Source organism: Achromobacter sp. K91 (genome assembly GCF_003576205.1).
Classification (GTDB): domain Bacteria; phylum Pseudomonadota; class Gammaproteobacteria; order Burkholderiales; family Burkholderiaceae_B; genus Achromobacter; species Achromobacter aegrifaciens.
The window spans coordinates 441,592-459,837 of record NZ_QWFB01000026.1 but is presented as its reverse complement, the minus strand read 5'-3'; the positions used below and the strand labels follow the sequence as shown (position 1 = coordinate 459,837).

Annotated in this window: 17 protein-coding genes; 9 read left to right on the top strand and 8 right to left on the bottom strand. The window is 66.2% G+C overall.

Features of this window, described 5'->3' with window-relative positions:
• Positions 1 to 17: 17 nt before the first annotated feature.
• From DXK93_RS09335 to hutC, 4 genes are all read right to left on the bottom strand, one after another.
• Positions 18 to 1,436 carry a cytosine permease gene (locus DXK93_RS09335; protein ID WP_119449898.1) on the bottom strand — a complete coding sequence of 473 codons (1,419 nt, stop codon included), beginning with the start codon at positions 1,434 to 1,436 and terminating at the stop codon, positions 18 to 20.
• 66 nt (positions 1,437 to 1,502) lie between these two features.
• The gene (gene hutU, locus DXK93_RS09330; protein WP_054455354.1) at positions 1,503 to 3,182 is read right to left on the bottom strand and encodes a urocanate hydratase; all 1,680 of its coding nucleotides are present in this window, start codon (positions 3,180 to 3,182) and stop codon (positions 1,503 to 1,505) included.
• Positions 3,183 to 3,378: 196 nt separating this feature from the next.
• Positions 3,379 to 3,981, bottom strand: coding sequence for a HutD family protein (locus DXK93_RS09325; protein ID WP_119449897.1), 603 nt, complete (start codon positions 3,979 to 3,981; stop codon positions 3,379 to 3,381).
• On the bottom strand, positions 3,978 to 4,721 hold the full coding sequence (gene hutC / locus DXK93_RS09320; protein ID WP_054455358.1) for a histidine utilization repressor: 744 nt from the start codon (positions 4,719 to 4,721) through the stop codon (positions 3,978 to 3,980). The genes DXK93_RS09325 and hutC overlap by 4 nt, the downstream gene beginning before the upstream one ends.
• Before the next feature lie 209 nt (positions 4,722 to 4,930).
• Here hutC and DXK93_RS09315 point away from each other — a divergent pair, with 209 nt between their 5' ends.
• From DXK93_RS09315 to DXK93_RS09305, 3 genes are all read left to right on the top strand, one after another.
• Positions 4,931 to 5,221, top strand: a complete 291-nt coding sequence (locus DXK93_RS09315) for a metal-sensing transcriptional repressor (RefSeq protein WP_054455908.1) — start codon at positions 4,931 to 4,933, stop codon at positions 5,219 to 5,221.
• 29 nt (positions 5,222 to 5,250) lie between these two features.
• Entirely contained in the window at positions 5,251 to 6,360 is a 1,110-nt protein-coding gene (locus DXK93_RS09310) for an S-(hydroxymethyl)glutathione dehydrogenase/class III alcohol dehydrogenase (protein ID WP_054455360.1), read from the top strand.
• Between the two features lie 169 nt (positions 6,361 to 6,529).
• Positions 6,530 to 8,449, top strand: coding sequence for a bifunctional UDP-sugar hydrolase/5'-nucleotidase (locus DXK93_RS09305; protein ID WP_119449896.1), 1,920 nt, complete (start codon positions 6,530 to 6,532; stop codon positions 8,447 to 8,449).
• A gap of 21 nt (positions 8,450 to 8,470) precedes the next feature.
• Here DXK93_RS09305 and DXK93_RS09300 read toward each other — a convergent pair whose 3' ends face one another.
• Both DXK93_RS09300 and DXK93_RS09295 read right to left on the bottom strand, forming a co-directional pair.
• Positions 8,471 to 9,595, bottom strand: coding sequence for a glycosyltransferase family 4 protein (locus DXK93_RS09300; RefSeq protein WP_054455364.1), 1,125 nt, complete (start codon positions 9,593 to 9,595; stop codon positions 8,471 to 8,473).
• Complete coding sequence (locus DXK93_RS09295) at positions 9,592 to 10,584, bottom strand: hypothetical protein (protein WP_119449895.1); 993 nt, start codon at positions 10,582 to 10,584, stop codon at positions 9,592 to 9,594. The genes DXK93_RS09300 and DXK93_RS09295 overlap by 4 nt, the downstream gene beginning before the upstream one ends.
• Positions 10,585 to 10,905: 321 nt before the next feature.
• Here DXK93_RS09295 and panB point away from each other — a divergent pair, with 321 nt between their 5' ends.
• The 3 genes from panB (at position 10,906) to DXK93_RS09280 (ending at position 13,325) form a co-directional block, all read left to right on the top strand.
• Positions 10,906 to 11,751 (top strand): 3-methyl-2-oxobutanoate hydroxymethyltransferase, encoded by an 846-nt coding sequence (gene panB / locus DXK93_RS09290; RefSeq protein WP_119449894.1) that lies wholly within the window; start codon positions 10,906 to 10,908, stop codon positions 11,749 to 11,751.
• Positions 11,752 to 11,807: 56 nt separating this feature from the next.
• The gene (locus tag DXK93_RS09285; RefSeq protein ID WP_119449893.1) at positions 11,808 to 12,917 is read left to right on the top strand and encodes a YcjF family protein; all 1,110 of its coding nucleotides are present in this window, start codon (positions 11,808 to 11,810) and stop codon (positions 12,915 to 12,917) included.
• A gap of 195 nt (positions 12,918 to 13,112) precedes the next feature.
• Complete coding sequence (locus DXK93_RS09280) at positions 13,113 to 13,325, top strand: DUF1059 domain-containing protein (RefSeq protein ID WP_054455373.1); 213 nt, start codon at positions 13,113 to 13,115, stop codon at positions 13,323 to 13,325.
• Positions 13,326 to 13,431: 106 nt separating this feature from the next.
• On the opposite strand, the gene DXK93_RS09275 is transcribed toward DXK93_RS09280, so the two are convergent.
• Positions 13,432 to 14,472 (bottom strand): ornithine cyclodeaminase, encoded by a 1,041-nt coding sequence (locus tag DXK93_RS09275; protein ID WP_119449892.1) that lies wholly within the window; start codon positions 14,470 to 14,472, stop codon positions 13,432 to 13,434.
• A gap of 124 nt (positions 14,473 to 14,596) precedes the next feature.
• Between DXK93_RS09275 and DXK93_RS09270 the strand changes: the two genes are divergently transcribed.
• The 3 genes from DXK93_RS09270 to DXK93_RS09260 all read left to right on the top strand — a co-directional run bounded on the left by DXK93_RS09270 (position 14,597) and on the right by DXK93_RS09260 (position 17,244).
• Complete coding sequence (locus tag DXK93_RS09270; RefSeq protein WP_119449891.1) at positions 14,597 to 15,022, top strand: Lrp/AsnC family transcriptional regulator; 426 nt, start codon at positions 14,597 to 14,599, stop codon at positions 15,020 to 15,022.
• A 254-nt stretch (positions 15,023 to 15,276) separates the two neighbouring features.
• Positions 15,277 to 16,209, top strand: coding sequence for an N-carbamoyl-D-amino-acid hydrolase (locus tag DXK93_RS09265; RefSeq protein ID WP_175162049.1), 933 nt, complete (start codon positions 15,277 to 15,279; stop codon positions 16,207 to 16,209).
• Positions 16,210 to 16,299: 90 nt separating this feature from the next.
• Positions 16,300 to 17,244 carry an ornithine cyclodeaminase family protein gene (locus tag DXK93_RS09260; protein WP_119449890.1) on the top strand — a complete coding sequence of 315 codons (945 nt, stop codon included), beginning with the start codon at positions 16,300 to 16,302 and terminating at the stop codon, positions 17,242 to 17,244.
• 19 nt (positions 17,245 to 17,263) lie between these two features.
• On the opposite strand, the gene DXK93_RS09255 is transcribed toward DXK93_RS09260, so the two are convergent.
• The gene (locus tag DXK93_RS09255) at positions 17,264 to 18,163 is read right to left on the bottom strand and encodes a LysR substrate-binding domain-containing protein (RefSeq protein ID WP_119449889.1); all 900 of its coding nucleotides are present in this window, start codon (positions 18,161 to 18,163) and stop codon (positions 17,264 to 17,266) included.
• Between the last annotated feature and the right edge of the window lie 83 nt (positions 18,164 to 18,246).

Here is an 18,246-nt window from a genome sequence, read left to right as displayed (position 1 = left end):
CTAGGCGAGTGCCGGCGTCAAAGCGTATGGGTGGCGCGGGCGGCGCCGCGAGGTTGCGGTACGGCATCCCGGCGCGCGAACAGGTAATACAGGATGCTGGGCACGACCAGGCCGATGATCCACGAGATATCCACCCCGCCCAGGCGCTCGACCATCGGACCCGTGTAGAGCTTGGTCGAAATGAAGGGCATCTGCACCAGCACCCCGAACAGATATATCAGGATCCCTGGCCAGTTCCAACGGCCATAGCGCCCATTCGGATCCGACAGCGCTTCCACGTCGTATTGCTCGCGGCTCACGAAGTAGTAGTCGACCAGATTAACCGCGCTCCACGGCACGAAAAACGCCAGCAGAAACAGGATGAAGGACTTGAACGCGTTCAGGAAGGAATGCTGCCCGATCAGCGCCACCGCCGTGGCCGCCGCGACGATCACCAGCACCAACAGCGCGCGCTGCCGGCGGGAAATCTCCACATGTCCGCGAAAGCCGCTGGCGATGGTCGCGATGCACATGAAGCTGCCGTAGGAGTTCAGCGTCGAAATCGTGACCTTGCCGAACGCGATGGTGAAGTACAGCAGCGCGGCCATGGCTCCCGTGCCGCCCAGCCCGACGATGTAGGCGACCTCGCGCCCGGCAAACTGGCCGGCCGCCATGGCCGCGGCCAGCACGCCCAGCACCATTGCAATCTGCGCGCCCAGCACCGAACCCAGCCCTACCGCCAGGAAGGTCTTGAACGACGAGGTCCGGCTCGGCAGATAGCGCGAGTAGTCCGCGACGTAAGGCCCATAGGCGATCTGCCACGATGCCGCCAGCGACACCGACAGCAGGAAGGAACTCCACGTGAAGTGGCGGATCTGCAGCAACTGGCCCACGTCGCCCAGCGCGATCACGCGGCTGAACAGGTAGAAGAAGGCAATGATGCCCAGCACCGTCGCGATCCGCCCGATGATGTGGATCATGCGGTAGCCGAACAACGTCACCCCGGCGATCACGGCGGCGAATATCAGGATGCCGGCCGTATCGCTCACGCCGAACAACTGGCCCAGGGCCTGCCCCGACAGCACCGTGCCCGTGGCCGTGAATCCCAGGTACATCAGGCACACCAGCACGATGGGGATCGCCGCGCCATAGACGCCGAACTGCACCCGGCTGGAGATCATTTGGGGCAATCCCAGCTTGGGTCCCTGGGCAGCATGCAGCGCCATCACCGCGCCGCCAAAAACCTGGCCGACGAACAGCCCGATCAGCGACCAGAAAACGTCTCCGCCCAGCACCACCGCCAAGGCTCCGGTGATGATGGCGGTGATCTGCAGATTGGCGCCCATCCACAGCGTGAACTGGCTGTAGAGCTTGCCGTGGCGCTCCGTTTCGGGAATGAAATCGATCGAGCGCCGCTCGATGAGCGGCCCTCTTGCTGCCTGGCTGTCCTGAGTCATTGCGTAGTCTCGGTCATGGCGTATGGACGGGCGCGGTCGCGGCCCGCGGGTATGGGCGGCGCGGTATCAGCGCTTGCCCGCAAGCATGGGCAGATTCAGGCCCTGCTCCTGCGCGCATTCAATGGCGGCTGCGTAGCCCGCGTCGGCATGCCGCATGACGCCCGTGCCCGGATCGTTGGTCAGCACGCGGGCGATGCGCTCGGCCGCCTCGTCCGTGCCGTCGCAGACGATGACCATGCCGGCATGCTGCGAAAAACCCATGCCCACGCCGCCGCCATGGTGCAGCGACACCCAGGTCGCGCCGCTGGCCGTGTTCAGCAGTGCGTTCAGCAGCGGCCAGTCGGATACCGCATCCGAACCGTCGCGCATCGATTCCGTTTCACGGTTGGGGCTGGCGACAGAGCCGGAATCCAGATGGTCGCGGCCGATGACGATGGGCGCCGACAGCTCGCCCGTGCGGACCATTTCATTGAACGCCAGGCCCAGCTTGGCGCGCTGGCCCAGGCCCACCCAGCAGATGCGCGCCGGCAGGCCCTGGAAGCTGATGCGTTCGCGCGCCATGTCCAGCCAGCGGTGCAGGTGTGCGTCGTCCGGGATCAGTTCCTTGACCTTGGCGTCGGTCTTGTAGATGTCTTGCGGATCGCCCGACAGCGCGGCCCAGCGGAACGGGCCCACGCCGCGGCAGAACAATGGCCGGATGTAGGCGGGCACGAAACCCGGAAAATCGAACGCGTCCGCCACGCCTTCTTCCTTGGCCATCTGGCGGATGTTGTTGCCATAATCGAAGGTCGGAACGCCCTGGCGCTGGAAGGCCAGCATGGCCTGCACGTGCACCGCCATGGACTGCTTGGCCGCCTTGATGACCGCGGCCGGTTCGCGCTTGGCGCGCGCGCGATAGTCCTGCCAGGTCCAGCCGGCCGGCAGATAGCCGTTCAGCGGATCGTGCGCGCTGGTCTGGTCCGTCACCATGTCCGGGCGCACGCCGCGGCGCACCAGTTCCGGCAGGATCTCGGCGGCGTTGCCGCACAGGGCGATGGAAACGGCGCGGCCTTCCTGCGTGTACTTGGCGATGCGCGCCAACGCGTCATCCAGGTCGCGCGCCTGTTCGTCCACATAGCGGGTGCGCAGGCGGAAATCGATGCTGGTCTGCTGGCATTCGATGTTCAGCGAGCAGGCGCCAGCCAGCGTGGCCGCCAGCGGTTGCGCGCCGCCCATGCCGCCCAGGCCGGCGGTCAGCACCCAGCGCCCTTTGAGGTTGCCGCCATAGTGCTGGCGGCCCGCCTCGACGAAGGTCTCGTACGTACCCTGCACGATGCCCTGGCTGCCGATGTAGATCCAGCTGCCCGCCGTCATCTGGCCGTACATGGCCAGGCCCTTGGCATCCAGTTCGTTGAAGTGTTCCCAGGTGGCCCAGTGCGGCACCAGGTTGGAGTTGGCAATCAGCACGCGCGGCGCGTTGGCATGGGTCTTGAAAACGCCTACCGGCTTGCCGGATTGCACCAGCAGGGTTTCGTCTTCGTTCAGGTTCTTGAGCGATTCGACGATCTTGTCATAGCAATCCCAGTCCCGGGCGGCGCGGCCGATGCCGCCGTAAACCACCAGTTCCTTCGGGTTCTCGGCCACGTCGGGATCCAGGTTGTTCATCAGCATGCGCAAGGGGGCTTCGGTCAGCCAGCTCTTGGCGTTCAGTTGCTTGCCGCGCGGTGCGCGGATGACCACGTCGCGGTATCGGTTCGAGTTGTCCAAGAGGCTCTCCTTGATCGGTTCGGTTGCGCGCCTGCGTGGCGCTGCGCTTGTCTGGATCATAGGATGCCTATGCTTGTATATACAAGTCAATATGGGTCGATTTTTCTCAGGGATTACCCGAATAAAAAGCCGAGGCGACAGCACCCCGGCTTTCATCGGCAACAACGGAATACGGCCGCTCCAGGCGGCCGCGCAATCAGACGCTACGCGGCAACAGTTCGATCACGCAGGCGTCCAGCGGCGCTTCGGCCTCCAGCCGGTACTCGGCCAGGCAGTCCATGGACTCGGCATGCAGGCAGTCGTAACGCGACGGCAGCACTTGCGGCTTGCCGTCGATGCGCACCGTAAGCGCGCCGCCCGCCGTCAGCACCAGCACATCGCGCGCGGCGCTGTGGAATGTCCATGGCCCTGCGCCCGCCACCCACTGCAGCCGGGCATGCCAGCGCGCCGGCGCGTAGATCAGGTTGAAGTCGCGTATCGGCCCATCCAGCAGACGGCACTGCACTTGGGCCTCGCCTGCGAAGGCATAGGCCTGGCGCGGCGTGAGCGGCGTCTGCAGGCTGCCGTCCACCGTCAGCTGGATGCCCGAGCCCTCCAGTACCGTGATGATGCGCTGATAGCCCGTGAACGCGGAAAAGCCGCCGTCCTGTGCCACATCGGCGATGGACAGGCGCCAGTCGAACCCGGCCGCGCTGCCGCCGGGATTGCAGACGACTTCCTGCGTGGTGCCGCCGCCGTTGCGCCAGGGCATGCGCGGATAGTCGGCGGCGCGATACAGATGGACTTCGGGTTGCTTCATGAGGTGAACTTGCCTTCCAGGCGGTGCCGGGAACCAGGGTGAATCAAACGGGCCAGGGTGACGGCGCGATCGCCCGACCAGGTGCGGCGGCTGATCAACAGACAGGGCTCGTCGCGCTCGATCTGCAACAGCTGGCATTCGCGCGGCTTGGCGAGGATGGCCTCGACCACGTGCTCGCCTTCGCTCAGCGGCGCGACGCGCGTCAGGTATTCGTACGGCGTGCTATGCGTAAAGTCCTGCTTCAGGTAGTCCGGCGCCAGGCCCACATTGACGTAGCGGTCCTCCAGCTGGATCGGCAGGTCGTCTTCGTAGTGCACGATGATCGAGTGGTACACCGGCTGCCCGGCGCGGATATCCAGCGCCAGCGCCTGTTCGGCGCCTGCAGGCTCTTCGGCCAGACGCACCACGCGGCTGTGGTGGCGATGATTGCGCGCCGCGATCTCGTCGGCGATGTTATTGACGGCGAACAGCGCCGAGCGCGCCTTGGGCTGGGCCACGAAGGTGCCCACGCCCTGCATGCGCACCAGCAGTCCCTCGGCCGTCAACTCGCGCAAGGCGCGATTGATGGTCATGCGGCTGAACCCGAGCTCATCGACCAGTTCGCTTTCCGACGGCACTCGGTAGTGTTCCGGCCACGCGCCACTGCGGATCTGCTGCGCGATCATTTGCTTGACCTGCGCATAGAGTGGCGCAGGCGGCGCATTGGCCTGGATGGGCAATTTGGGGGGATTGGAAGCCATGGGAGATCCTGTAATGCGGCGCCAGGCGACGGATGGCGGTCAGCGCCTAGTATAGACAGGTACAGACGGCTCGCGGATCCGCAGACCCCGCGCGGCCCCGGCTTGTCGCCCGCGCCGCGCCTAGGCATGGTCCCCGGCGCGGGAGTACCGTAGTGGACGTGGGCAGCCAGATTTTCTATACTCCCCCCCTGTATTCATCGGAGCCTGCCGTGCCGCACTCCCCGGAAGAGAAAAAACGCGTCGTCACCCGCTTGCGCCGCATCCAGGGCCAGGCGCTGGCGCTGGAGCGGGCCGTGAACGAAGGCACGGAATGCGGCGCGCTGCTGCAGCAGCTGGCCGCCTTGCGCGGCGCCGCCACCGGCCTGATGGCCGAGGTGCTGGAAAGCCATCTGCGCGAAACCTTCCTCCAAACCGCCCAAGGCGGCCGCCAGGACGCCACGATCGAACCCGAAGCCGAGATCGATCTCTTGATGCGCCTGGTCCGTTCCTATCTGAAATAACGCCATCTGACATACGTGGAGCCCTAACTATGAAATCACGCGCAGCAGTCGCATTCGGACCCGGCAAGCCGCTGGAAATCGTTGAAATCGACGTCGCCCCGCCGCAGCACGGCGAAGTGCTGGTGAAGATCACCCACACCGGCGTCTGCCACACCGACGCCTTCACCCTCAGCGGCGACGATCCGGAAGGCCTGTTCCCCGCCGTGCTGGGCCACGAAGGCGCGGGCGTGGTGGTCGAAGTCGGCGAAGGCGTGACTTCGCTGAAGCCCGGCGACCACGTCATCCCGCTCTACACGGCCGAATGCCGCGAATGCAAGTTCTGCCTGTCCGGCAAGACCAACCTGTGCCAGAAAGTGCGCGCCACGCAGGGCAAGGGCGTCATGCCCGACGGCACCTCGCGCTTCAGCTATGAAGGCAAGCCGCTCTACCACTACATGGGCTGCTCGACCTTCAGCGAATACACCGTGGTCAACGAGATCTCGCTGGCCAAGATCAATCCTGCCGCTCCGCATGAAAAGGTCTGCCTGCTGGGTTGCGGCGTCACCACCGGCCTGGGCGCCGTGCACAACACCGCCAAGGTCAAGGAAGGCGACACCGTCGCCGTGTTCGGCCTGGGCGGCATCGGCCTGGCCGTGATCCAGGGCGCGGTGCAGGCCAAGGCCGGCCGCATCATCGCCGTGGACACCAACCCCAACAAGTTCGTGCTGGCCAGCGCCATGGGCGCCACCGACTGCGTCAACCCCAAGGACCACGACAAGCCTATCCAGGACGTGATCGTCGAAATGACCGACGGCGGCGTGGACTTCTCGTTCGAGTGCATCGGCAACGTGCACGTCATGCGCGCCGCGCTGGAATGCTGCCACAAGGGCTGGGGCGAGAGCATCATCATCGGCGTGGCTGGCGCCGGCCAGGAAATCAGCACGCGTCCGTTCCAGCTGGTCACGGGCCGCGTCTGGCGCGGTTCGGCCTTCGGCGGCGTCAAGGGCCGCACACAGCTGCCGGGCATGGTGGAAGACGCCATGAGCGGCAAGATCGACCTGGACCCGTTCGTGACCCACACGCTGCCGCTGGAACGCATCAACGAAGCCTTCGACCTGATGCATGAAGGCAAGTCGATCCGCACGGTGATCCACTACTAAACCCGCGTCTTGCGGCAACGACGGGCCCGGCGCGACATGCGCCGGGCCCGTTGCTTTTGGATGACAGGCTTGCGACATGTCGTCGCGCAACATGACAGCACTGTCATTCATTTCGGCGTCATCTTGACCCGCGACCATTCGCCCTCCGATGACAGAGGGGTACACGCGAATGAACACGTGGAAGAGGAACGCAGGCGCGGCCATGCTGAGCGCACTGGCGCTGCTGGCCGGCTGCGGCGGCGATGACGATGACGACAAGCCCGTCGAACAACCCGAGCAGCCGGCTCCCGGCCGGCCGATGGAACTGACGATCCTGCACATCAACGATCATCATTCCAACCTGGATAGCAAGAAGAAGGACCTCAAGCTCAAGAACGCTGCCGGCGGGCGCGTCGCCGTGAACGCCGATACGGGCGGCTTTCCGCGAGTGACGGGCGCGATCAACGCCCTGGCTGCGCAATCCGCCAACGTGCTCAAGCTGCACGCGGGCGACGCCACCACCGGCACGCTGTACTTCAACCGAGCGGGCGAACCGGGCGAGGCCGACGCGGCCATGATGAACACCGTCTGCTTCGACGCCATGACCCTGGGCAACCATGAGTTCGACAAGGGCGACAGCGGCCTGAAGCGCTTCATCGAACTGCTGCACGCGGGCGCCTGCCAGACGCCCGTGCTGAGCGCCAACGTCACGTTCGCCGCCGGCTCGGCGCTGAATCCCTCGCGCGCCCCCGGCATGGTCAAGCCCGCCGTGGTCCTCAAGCGCGACGGCCAGGATATCGGCCTGGTGGGCCTGACCATCGCCGCCAAGACCCAGCAGTCCTCCAGCCCGGACGCCGGCACCGTGTTCTCGGACGAGACCATCGCCGCGCAGCAGCAGATCGACGCGCTGCGCGCGCAGGGCGTCAATAAGATCGTGGTGATGAGCCACATCGGCTACAGCTATGACAAGCAGGTGATCGCGCAGCTGAGCGGCGTGGACGTGGTGGTGGGCGGCGACTCGCACACGTTGCTGGGTCCCGCCTCCATGGCGGACTATGGCGTGGGCTCGCCCGCGGGCGCCTATCCCACCGTGCTCCAGGACAAGGACGGCAAGCGCGTCTGCCTGGTGCAAGCGTGGGAATACTCGCAGGTGGTCGGCGAGCTGAAGGTGAGCTTCGACGCCAACGGCGACGTCACCGCCTGCGCCGGCACGCCGCATGTGCTGATGGACGGTCCGCTGAAGGTCGCCGGCGCCGCACCCTCGGCAGCCGACGAGGCGGCGATCCAGACCGACATCCAGGCCAGTGGCTTCCTGCGCATGCAGACGCCGGACGCGCAGGCCGCGGGCGTGCTGCAGCCGTTCAAGGCCAAGGTCGACCAGTTCAGCCGCAGCCTCGTCGCTTCGGTGCCGCAGGAACTATGCTCGCGGCGCGTGCCGGGCGGCCCCGGTTCGCGCGACTACAGCCGCTCCAGCGCCGCCTGCAACACGCTGGGTAGCGTCAGCCTGCGCGGCGGCGACATCCAGCAGCTGGTGGCCCAAGCCTACCTGGACGTGGCCAACGCCAGTTATGGCGGCGCCGACATCTCGCTGCAAAGCGGCGGCGGCGTGCGCGTGCCGCTACTGGGCAACGTAACGGCGGCCAACGTGATCGAAGTGGTGCCTTTCGGCAATATGCTCTGGCGCCTGGATGTGACCGGCGCCGAGGTCAAGAGCATGCTGGAAGACGGCATGCAGGCAGTCTACGGCGCGGGCGGCTCCACCGGCCCCTATCCTTATGCCGGTGGCCTGCGCTGGGACGTGAATGCGGCCCAGGCCCAGGGCAGCCGCGTGTCCAACATCGAAGTCCGGGATCAGGCCAGCGGCAACTGGCTGCCGCTGGACGCGGGCCGCAGCTACAAGCTGTTCGTGCTGAGCTTCAACGCCACCGGCGGCGACGGCTACAAGACCCTGGCCAACGTGCCGGCCTCGCGCCGGCAGGACATCGGCGTGCTGGATGCCGACGTGCTGCAGGCCTACATCGACAAGCAGGCCAAGGACCCGGTCAGCGGCCTGCCGGTGCTGAATCTGCTGCCCGTGAGCCTGTACAGCACCAAGACGTACAGCGAGTAGCGGCAGACCCGGGCGCGGCCATCAGGCCGGCTGCGCCCGGCTTTCGCGGTAGACGCGCTCGGTATTGCCGACGAACGTCGTCAACGAGAACTCCCGCAGCGCGGTGCTGCGGGCCTCGGCGCCCATCACGCCCAGGACCTCGCGGTTTTCCAGGATCTTCGACAGCGCTTCGACGATGCTGTCCACCGAGGCCGGCGGCACCACCCAGCCATCGCGGCCATCGGTGACGTTCTCGGGCAGCCCGCCCACGGCGCTGACGATCACGGGCTTGCCTGCGGCCATCATCTCGCGGCAGGCAAAGGAAATCGTCTCCAGCTTGGACGACAGCACAAAGCCCACGTCCAGCGCCGACAGGAAGGGGCTGACGTCCTCCATCAAGCCCGTAAACACCACCTGCTCCGACATGCCCAGTTCGGCCACGCGGCGCATCTGCTCCGCATCGGGCAGCTTGCCCGCAATCAGCACCACCACCTGCCGCCGCTTGTTGTCGGGCAGCATGGACACGGCGGTCACCATGTCCAGCCAGTTCTTGTAGACCGCGGTGCCGGCATTGCTGCCGATGACCAGCCGACCCTGCATGCCGTCGGGCAACAGGCTGCCGCGCGCCTGCGCCGCCTCCCGGCGCGAGGCCGGACTGCACTTTTCCGTATCCACCCCGTTGTGCACCACCCGCAGGTCCTCGTTGCGGAAGACCGACTGCTTCATGCGGCGAAACGTATGAGTGCACACGCAGATGACGCGGTTGGTGCCCCATTTGGCGCGCACCCGCGCACCCAGGCTGTTGGCGCTGCGGTCGGTGTGCTGCGTGTAGACCATGAAGGGACGCCGCGCCCCCATGCCCACGGTCGCCAGCATGCACAGGCGGTGGTCGGCCGAGCCGTTGACGTGGACCACGTCGAACTGTTCGTCGCGCAGCAGGGCGCGCAGACGGCGCAGCGCGCGCAGCTGCTGCAGCGGACGGCCCTTGAATTCCAGGGCCAGCGTGCGAACGCCGGGCAGGGCCGCGGCCTCGGCCAGCAGGCGGCTGCTGGCGGGCGCGGCCACGGTCACCTGCGACTTCTCGCACAGGATGCGCGCCAGCGACATCACGTAGGTGGTGTGGCCGCCGCCATCGCCTTGGTGGAAATTGGTGTACAGAATCTTCATGGGGTCATACTCGAAAACGGCTGCTCGGGCAGCAGGCAGCTCCAGTCGCGCTTCTCGAACACGTCATCCCCCAGCCGGCTGGCGGGCGACAGGTTGTAGACCTTGATGCCGCGTTCGCCGAGCAGCCGGCTGGCTTGCCGGAAGGCGGGTTCGATGTGTCCGGAGAATTGCCGGTCCAGCGCGGTGGACAGCTGCGTTGCCGCGCTTTCATAGAATCGGGGTCCCGCCGCAGCCGTCAGGTCCAGGCCGTGCAGGTATATGGTTTTCGCGCCCAACCACGCCAGCAGCTGCAAGCCCGTATAGGCCACGGTGCCGCCGCCGAACAGGCCGCGCGGCGGGTCCAGGCTGAAGCCGTGCGCATGCACCGGGTTGCGCGCGTCGAACAGCACCAGTCCGGGGTCGTCGGCCAAGCGCGCTTCCAGCTGCTCGGGGCGCGCGCGCGGCTGCAGCGCGCGCTGGTGCACTTCTTCGAACAGCGCGATGCGGCAGCGCACGTCCTTGCGGTCGAACAGGAAGCCTATCCAACGGTAGACCTCGGGCGTGACGAACAACGTCAGATCCTGCGCCAGCACTTGCGCCACCAGATCGCGCCTGCGGTTGACGAAACCGGCATCGAGCATGGCGTAGTAGTCAAAGCGCAGGGTAGGGTGCTGACGCCGCAGCGCGATCGAGCCGTTGACGCCCATCGTCACATCCAGCCGGCAACGCGCGTAGTCGATCTGAGCCACCGAGGGGCCGCTCAATATCAGATGGGCGTCGGCTGCGATGTCGCGCGGCAGTTGATCCAGCGGGGTGGTGGCAGGGCCTTGCACGCCGCGCAGTTCACATCCTGTCAGCCGCTCCTGCCCACCGCGCTGAACCGTCACAAAGGGCCACAAGGTTTCGTTGTGCCGGTATGCGGCGGGCCGGGTGTGGCGATAGAAGTAACGCAGGCCCTTGGTCAGCGGACGCGAACACAGCAAACGTGGAATGAGCCCGGGACTAGGCATGAGCAATGTTGCGCGGAAGCCGCGAAATAACCTTGTAAGCGGCGAATTCTACGCAGGCAGACCTGTCGAAAAAGCGAGTGAACCCTTGAAGATGTAACGCTTTTATGGAAACTCCAAAACGTCCCTAAATTTGTTGCCGACGCTTTCCACAGAGCACGGCATCGCGGCGCCCCAAAACTTTCGATTACGTTTTGCCGCAAAGATTAGCCTGCTGGGCACAGCCATGCGCTAGCTGCGGGGCCGCGCCTGCGGCCTTCCGCTACGATGCGGGTATCGCAATGTCCCGATTCAAGCAATCAACCCTGGATAGGAAGAATTTCGATGTCTACGACCGCCACCCTGAACACGGCTGCCGCCCACGCACCCCGCCTGAGCGTGCCCGCGTTCCGCGCGCGCAAGCGCCAGGAGCCGCTGGTGATGCTGACGGCCTACACGGCGCGCATGGCCGAACTGCTGGACCCGCATTGCGACGCCCTGCTGGTGGGCGACAGCCTGGCCCAGACGATCTACGGACTGCCTTCCACCGTGCCCGTCACGCTGGACATGATGATTGCGCACGGCGCCGCCGTGGTGCGCGGCTCGCGCCGGGCGCTGATCGTCGTCGACATGCCTTTCGGCAGTTATGAGGAAAGCCCCGAGCAGGCCTTCCGCTCCGCCGCGCGCATCATGAAGGAAACCGGCGCGGGCGCGGTCAAGCTCGAAGGCGGCCAGAGCATGGCGCCGACCGTCGCCTATCTGTCCGCGCGCGGCATCCCGGTCATGGGCCATGTCGGCCTGACGCCGCAAGCCGTGAATATCCTGGGCGGCTACGGCGCGCGCGGCCGCGGCGAAGCCGAATACGCCCGCATCGCCGCCGACGCCGCCGCCGTCGCGGACGCCGGCGCCTTCTCGCTGGTGATCGAAGGCGTGGTCGAGCCGCTGGCGGCGTCGATCACCGAGGCCGTCGCCTGCCCGACCATAGGCATAGGCGCATCCGCGCGCTGCGACGGCCAGGTGCTGGTGGTGGACGACATGCTGGGCATGTTCGAGCGCACCGCGCGCTTCGTGAAGCGCTACGACGACCTGGCCGGCCGCATTCAGCAGGCGGCGCAGACCTATGCCACCGAAGTCCGCGCGCGGACCTTCCCCGAATCGGCCCATCTCTACGGCGCAGCGGGCGGCGCCTGATGGCGGCGCGCGTTTCTCGCTAGAATCTTTCCCATGCCTTTCTACGCACACACCTCATGAGCACGCCCCGCATGGACACGCCCCAGCTGCAGGACGCCATCGCGGACGCCATCAGCACCGCCACGCGCGGCGCCGGGCGCGTGAACATCCTGGTCGCGGGCAAGACCGGCGTGGGCAAGAGCACGCTGATCAATGCCGTATTCCGCGGCGACCTGGCCAAGACCGGCGCGGGCAAGCCCGTCACCCAGTCGACCCAGGAATTCACCCGGGCCGGCCATCCGCTCACCATCATCGACACGCGCGGCCTGGAGGTCGGCGACTACGAGCGCTCGCGCCAGCAGCTGGCGGACCTGATCCAGGAACGCTCCGCCGCCGACGATCAGGACCGGCACCTGCACGTGGCCTGGCTCTGCATCCAGGACAGCAGCCACCGCGTCGAAGACGCGGAAATCGAACTGTGCAACATGCTGTCCGATGCCGGCATCCCCGTCGTGGCGGTGCTGACCAAGGCGCGCAAGAACAGCCCCTTCGTCGACGAAGCGCGCAAGCTGCTGCCGCGCGCCAAGCAGGTGGTGGCGGTGCGCGCGCTGCCGGAATGGATCGAGGAGCTGGACGCGGAACTGCCGCCCATGGGCCTGGACAACCTGATCGAGGCCACCGCCCTGCACATCCCCGAGGCGCAGCAGCGGGCCTATGCCAACGCGCTGTCCACCCGCAACAAGAAGGCCCTGGAAGTAAAAAAAAAGCGGGCTGAGATAGAGGTCAACGTGGCCGCGGGGCTGGCCGCGTCGGCCGCCGCCGCGCCCATCCCGTTCTCGGACGCCGTTGCGCTGGTGCCCATCCAGGTCGGCATGATCGCCAAGATCGGCATCACTTTCGGCATGGAACTGAATACCGCCGCCATCACCACGCTGGTCACCTCCACGCTGGGCGCGTCCGCGGCCACACTGATCGGGCGCTCGGTGGTCTCCGGGCTGCTGAAATTCATCCCCGGCGCGGGCAGCGCAGTGGGCGGCACCATTGCCGCCACCACCGCCGGCGCCATCACCAAGCTGCTGGGCAATGCCTACGTGGCCGTGCTGTACGACTTCTGCCTGAAGCATCCGGGCAAGGACATCGACATCGCGATGATCGCCCAGGCCTTGAAGCAGCGCGTCAGCTTCTGAAGCCCGCTGCGGCCGCACTGGTATCCGTGCACTAGTGTCAAGCGGCACCTGGCGAATTGCGCCGCAGCTGTAGCGCCAGATCTATACTTTTCAGACCGCCCCCGCCGCTGCGACGCGCCAGCGGCCCGGACGTCCCGCGCCGCGCGCCGGATGCTCTTGCGCAGGCCCAGGCAGCCTGCGCGCAGGGAGACGTTCATGACCCGCAAATACATCGATTGCCGCGAATACCCCAGCGCAATGAACTGCACGGTGGCGCTGGCGGCGGATTCCGAAGGCGAATTGCTGGAAGCCGCCGTGCAGCATGCAACCACGGTGCACAAGCATGCCGACACCCCCGAGTTGCGTACGCAGCTGAAGTCGCTGTTCCACGACGGAACGCCGCCGGTTGAAATACCCAGCCGCACATGAGGCGGCCGCCATTGGCGCCGGCGTGGTTCGCCACGCCGGCGCTTGCGCCCATCAAAGCGTCACGGAAGCGTCCCGGTTTGCGCGGACGGCTCCGCGCGCGCCGGCATCAGGCCCGGGCCGCAACAGGTTGAGCGGCCCGTACCGCTTCGAACAGATTCTTCGGATCGGGCAGTTGCGGCGCAACCTCGATGCGGGCGCCCACGCCATGGCGCACGGCGGCGTCGCGCAGCCAGCGCAAGGCCGAGAAGTCTTCCAGCGCAAAGCCCACCGAATCGAAGATGGTCACGTCGGCTGCGTTCTTGCGTCCGGCGGATTGGCCCGTCAGCACCCGCCACAATTCCGTCACCGCGAAGTCGGCAGGCATCTGCTGCAGGTCACCCTCGATGCGTGTCTGCGGCTCGTATTCCACGAACACCGGGCCCGCGCGCAGCACGTGCGCATGCAGTTCCGTCTTGCCCGGGCAGTCGCCGCCGACAGCGTTGATGTGCATGCCAGGCTCGACCATGTCCGCGGTCAGGATGGTGGCGTAGGCCTTGTCCGCTGTCACCGTGGTGACGATGTCCGTGCCCTTGACCGCCTCTGCCGCACTATCGAAGCGCACCACGCGCAAGCCGGGCACTGAAGCCAGATTGCTTTCAAGCTTGCGTGTGGCGCCTGCGTCCACGTCATAGACGTGCAGCGTGTCGACGCCGAGGATGTAGTGGAAGGCCAATGCCTGGAACTCGCTCTGCGCGCCGTTGCCGATCAGCGCCATCCTGCGCGACTCCGGCCGGGCCAGCGCGCGCGCCGCCAAGGCGGAGGTCACGGCCGTGCGCAGCGCGGTGGTCAAGGTCAGCTCGCTGATCAGCAGCGGCTCGCCCGTGCTGACCTGCGCCAGCGCGCCGAATGCCATCACGGTGGACAGGCCGGCCTGCGGATTGCCCGGGTGGCCGTTCACGTATTTGAAGGTGTAGTACTCGCTGTCGGCGGTGGGCATCAGTTCGATCACGCCGGTTGCCGAATGGCTGGCCACCCGCGCGCTCTTGTCGAATTCCTGCCATCGAAGAAAGTCCGACAGCAGGTAGTCCAGCAGACCGGAAAAGACCTGTTGCGGGCCTTGCAGGGCCACGATTTTGGCCACGTCGGAAGTTGAAAGCAGCGTCGTCAATTTGTTCTCCCCGAGTTATGGAACAGAAATTCTGGGGGATGGGCAAACCAATTAATAGTGACAACAATCAACACAAAACGCTAAGATTCTGCCACTCTGACAGCAATAATTAGCACTTTTCACAATGGACACGCTAGATCAGAACCTGCTCGGCCTGCTGCGCGCCGATGCCCGCATGTCGGTCGCCACGCTCGCGAAGAAGCTGGACGTCTCGCGCGGCACCATCGACAACCGCATCCGCAAACTGGAAGAGCGCGGCATCATCCGCGGCTACACCGTGCGCCTGCGGCCAGAGGTGGAAACCGAAGATATCGTCGCCTGGATGAGCATTGCCGTCGAAGGCCACGAAACCCGCAAGATCGTGAGTCTGCTGATGGGCGAACCCGCCGTGGCGGGCCTGCACGACACCAACGGCCGCTGGGATCTGCTGGCCGAGCTGCGCGTGCCCACCATCGACCAGCTGTCCGAAGTGCTGGACCGCCTGCGCACGCTCAAGGGCATCGCCGCCACCGAAACCAGCATCCACCTCAAGACCTTCAAGGCGCTTTGAGCGCCGGCATACGGGGAAACCCGATATAAAAGTTTGCATGGGCCCCATGACGCCGCGTTATGCATAAGGTCGCGGCGGCTTGTGTCCGCCCGACCGAATTCCCCGCCAGATCATCGTCTTAGCGTAGCGCCCGGCGTAATTTCCCTGGCTCGCCGCCAGTCGCCACAGCGGTTCCGGATTTCCGCCCGTGCATGCATGCTTGCGCCTTCAGCCTGGAGATCCACATCGTGAGTAATGCATACCCCGCCCGCAAGATGGGCCTGGCGGTCGCCCAGATGGGCGCTGTGAACCTTGCCGATTCCCGCGCGGCCGTGGTCCGCCGCCTGGTCGAAATGATGCGCGAGGCCGCCGCCCGCCGCGCGGAGTTTGTCGTTTTTCCCGAGCTGGCGCTGACCACTTTCTTTCCGCGCTACTGGATGGAAGACGCCGAGGCCGTCGAGCGCTACTTTGAAAAAAGCATGCCCAACGCCGACGTGCAGCCGCTGTTCGACACCGCGCGCGAGCTGGGCATAGGCTTCTACCTGGGCTACGCCGAACTGACGCCCGAAGGCCGCCAGTTCAACACCGCCATCCTGGTGGACCGCAGCGCCAGAATCATCGGCAAGTACCGCAAGATCCACCTGCCGGGCCACTCCGACCACAAGATCGGCGCGCCGTTCCAGCACCTGGAGAAGAAATTCTTCGAGGTCGGCGACCTGGGCTTCGGCGTTTGGGAAACCAACGACGTGAAGATCGGCATGTGCCTGTGCAACGACCGCCGCTGGCCCGAGACTTATCGCGTCATGTCGCTGCAAAGCGCCGAGCTGATCGTGCTGGGCTACAACACGCCGTCCCTCAACATCCACTGGAACGAGCCCGCGCACCTGCGCACCACCACGCATGAGATCGTGCTGCAGGCCAGCGCCTACCAGAACGCGGTGTGGGTCGGCGCGGCCGCCAAATGCGGCCATGAAGACGGCCACCACATGATAGGTAGCTCCATGATCGTTGCGCCTTCCGGCGAGATCGTGGCGCGTTCCAGCGGCGAAGAAGACGAGGTGATCACCGCCCGCATCGACCTGGCCATGGGCCAGGCCTTCCGCGACCATGTGTTCAACTTCGCCAAGCACCGCAATCCGCAGCATTACAAGCTGATCGTCGAGCGCACCGGCGCGGGCGATCCGCTGCCCACGGCGGCCATCGACTGAAGGCGACGCCTGCCCGCGGCGCGGGCGGGCGCCTTCCGCGCTGCTAGACTGCCTGCTGGCCCACAGACCGACCCGCAGCAGGCAACAACCATGCGCTTCATCGACACCGAACAAACCCGCAACGCCCTGTCCTTCGACGCCGTCATTCCCGCCTTGCGGGAGGCCTTCCGCGGCAGCGCCACCGTGCCGCCGCGGCATGTCCACGCCATCCAGTCGGGCAATGCGCACGGCACCTCGCTGATCATGCCCGCCTGGAGCGACCGCGGCTACTTCGGCGTGAAGATCATCAACATCTTCCCCGAGAACACCCACCAGGGCCTGCCCGGCCTGCACGCCACCTACAACCTGTACAGCGCCACCACCGGCGTGCCAATAGCCCAGGTCGACGGCGACATCGTCACTGTGTACCGCACGGCGGGCGCGGCCGCGTTGGGCGCGGATTACCTGGCGTGCGCCGACGCCAGCACGCTGCTCATCGTGGGCTCCGGCCGCATCGCCGGCCTGGTGGCGCAGGCCATGCGCACCGTGCGCCCGATCCAGCGCGTGCTGGTGTGGAACGTGCGTGCGGCCGGCGCCGAGAAGCTGGCGGGCGAGCTGCGCGCGCAGGGCTTCGATGCCGCGGCCGCCGCCGACCTGGAAAGCGCCGCACGCCAGGCCGACATCATCAGCTGCGCCACGCTGTCCACCGTACCGCTGATCCACGGCGCCTGGCTGCGTCCCGGCGTGCACCTGGACCTGATCGGCAGCTTCAAGCCCGAAATGCGCGAGACGGACGCGGCCTGCTTCGACGGCACCTCGGTCTACGTGGACACCGGCGAAGCGCCCACCAAGTCCGGCGACCTGCTGGCCGCCTTCGAGGCCGGCGCGCTCAAGCGCGAGGACATCCGCGGCGACCTGCACCAACTGGCTGCCGGTGAGCTGCCAGGCCGCCGCGACGATCAGGAAATCACCGTGTTCAAGGCCGTGGGCAGCGCGCTGGAAGACCTGACGCTGGCGACACTGGTGTACGAATCGGTCAGCGGCGAACGCGCCTGAACGCGCAGCGTCCGCGCCCCTATTCGAAACCGCGCGGGCCCAGCGCCTGGACCATGTAGTCGATGAAGGATTTGATGCGCGAAGAGATCGCGGTGTTGCGGTAGTACACCGCGTTGATCGGCTGGCGCACGTCCTGCGTCTGCTTCACCAGCAGCTGCTGCAAGGCGCCGCTGGCGCGGTCTCCGCGCGTCATGAAATCCGACAGGCAGACGACGCCGCCGTCGTTCAAGGCCAGTTGCCGCAGGGTTTCGCCGCTGAACGCGCGCACGTGCGGCTTGATGTGCAGGGCCTGGCCGTCGGCCTCCAGCAGGGGCCATTCGTTCAGCGCTTCCAGCTGGCTGAAGCCCAGCAAAATGTGCGAAGCCAGATCGGCCACGCGCCGCGGCGTGCCATGCGCGTCCAGATAACCGGGACTGGCCAGCACGCGCACGCGGCTGTGGCCCAGTGGCACCGCATGCAGCGATGAATCCTTCAGGCGTCCGATGCGGATGGCCAGGTCGGTGCGGCGCTCCAGCAGGTCGATGTTGCCTTCGTTGCTGTTCAGTTCCAGCTCCACCTGCGGATAGCGCTTGCGATAGCCCGGAACCAGCGGCGCGATCACATGCAGCATGAAAGGCGAGGCTGCGTCCACCCGCAAGCGCCCGGCCGGCTGGTTGCGGCGCAGGCTCATCAGTTCCTCGCTTTCTTCCACCGCGGCCACGATCTTGCGCGCCTGCTCCAGATAGGCGCGGCCTTCCTCGGTCAATTCCAGCCGCCGCGTGGTCCGGCGCATCAGCGTGGTCTGCAACTTCTCTTCCAGCCGGCTCATGGTCCGGCTGGCGGCGGAAACGGTCTGTCCCAGCACGTCTGCGGCAGCGGTGATGGAGCCGCTGTCCACGATGGCGATAAAGACCTGCATTTCATCGAGGGTCGTCTTCATTCTTGCATTTATATCAAAAGTCTTTCGTGCATACCGGACTTTTTCCGCAAGTATCCGACGGGCACACTGCAGGCATTCCCGGG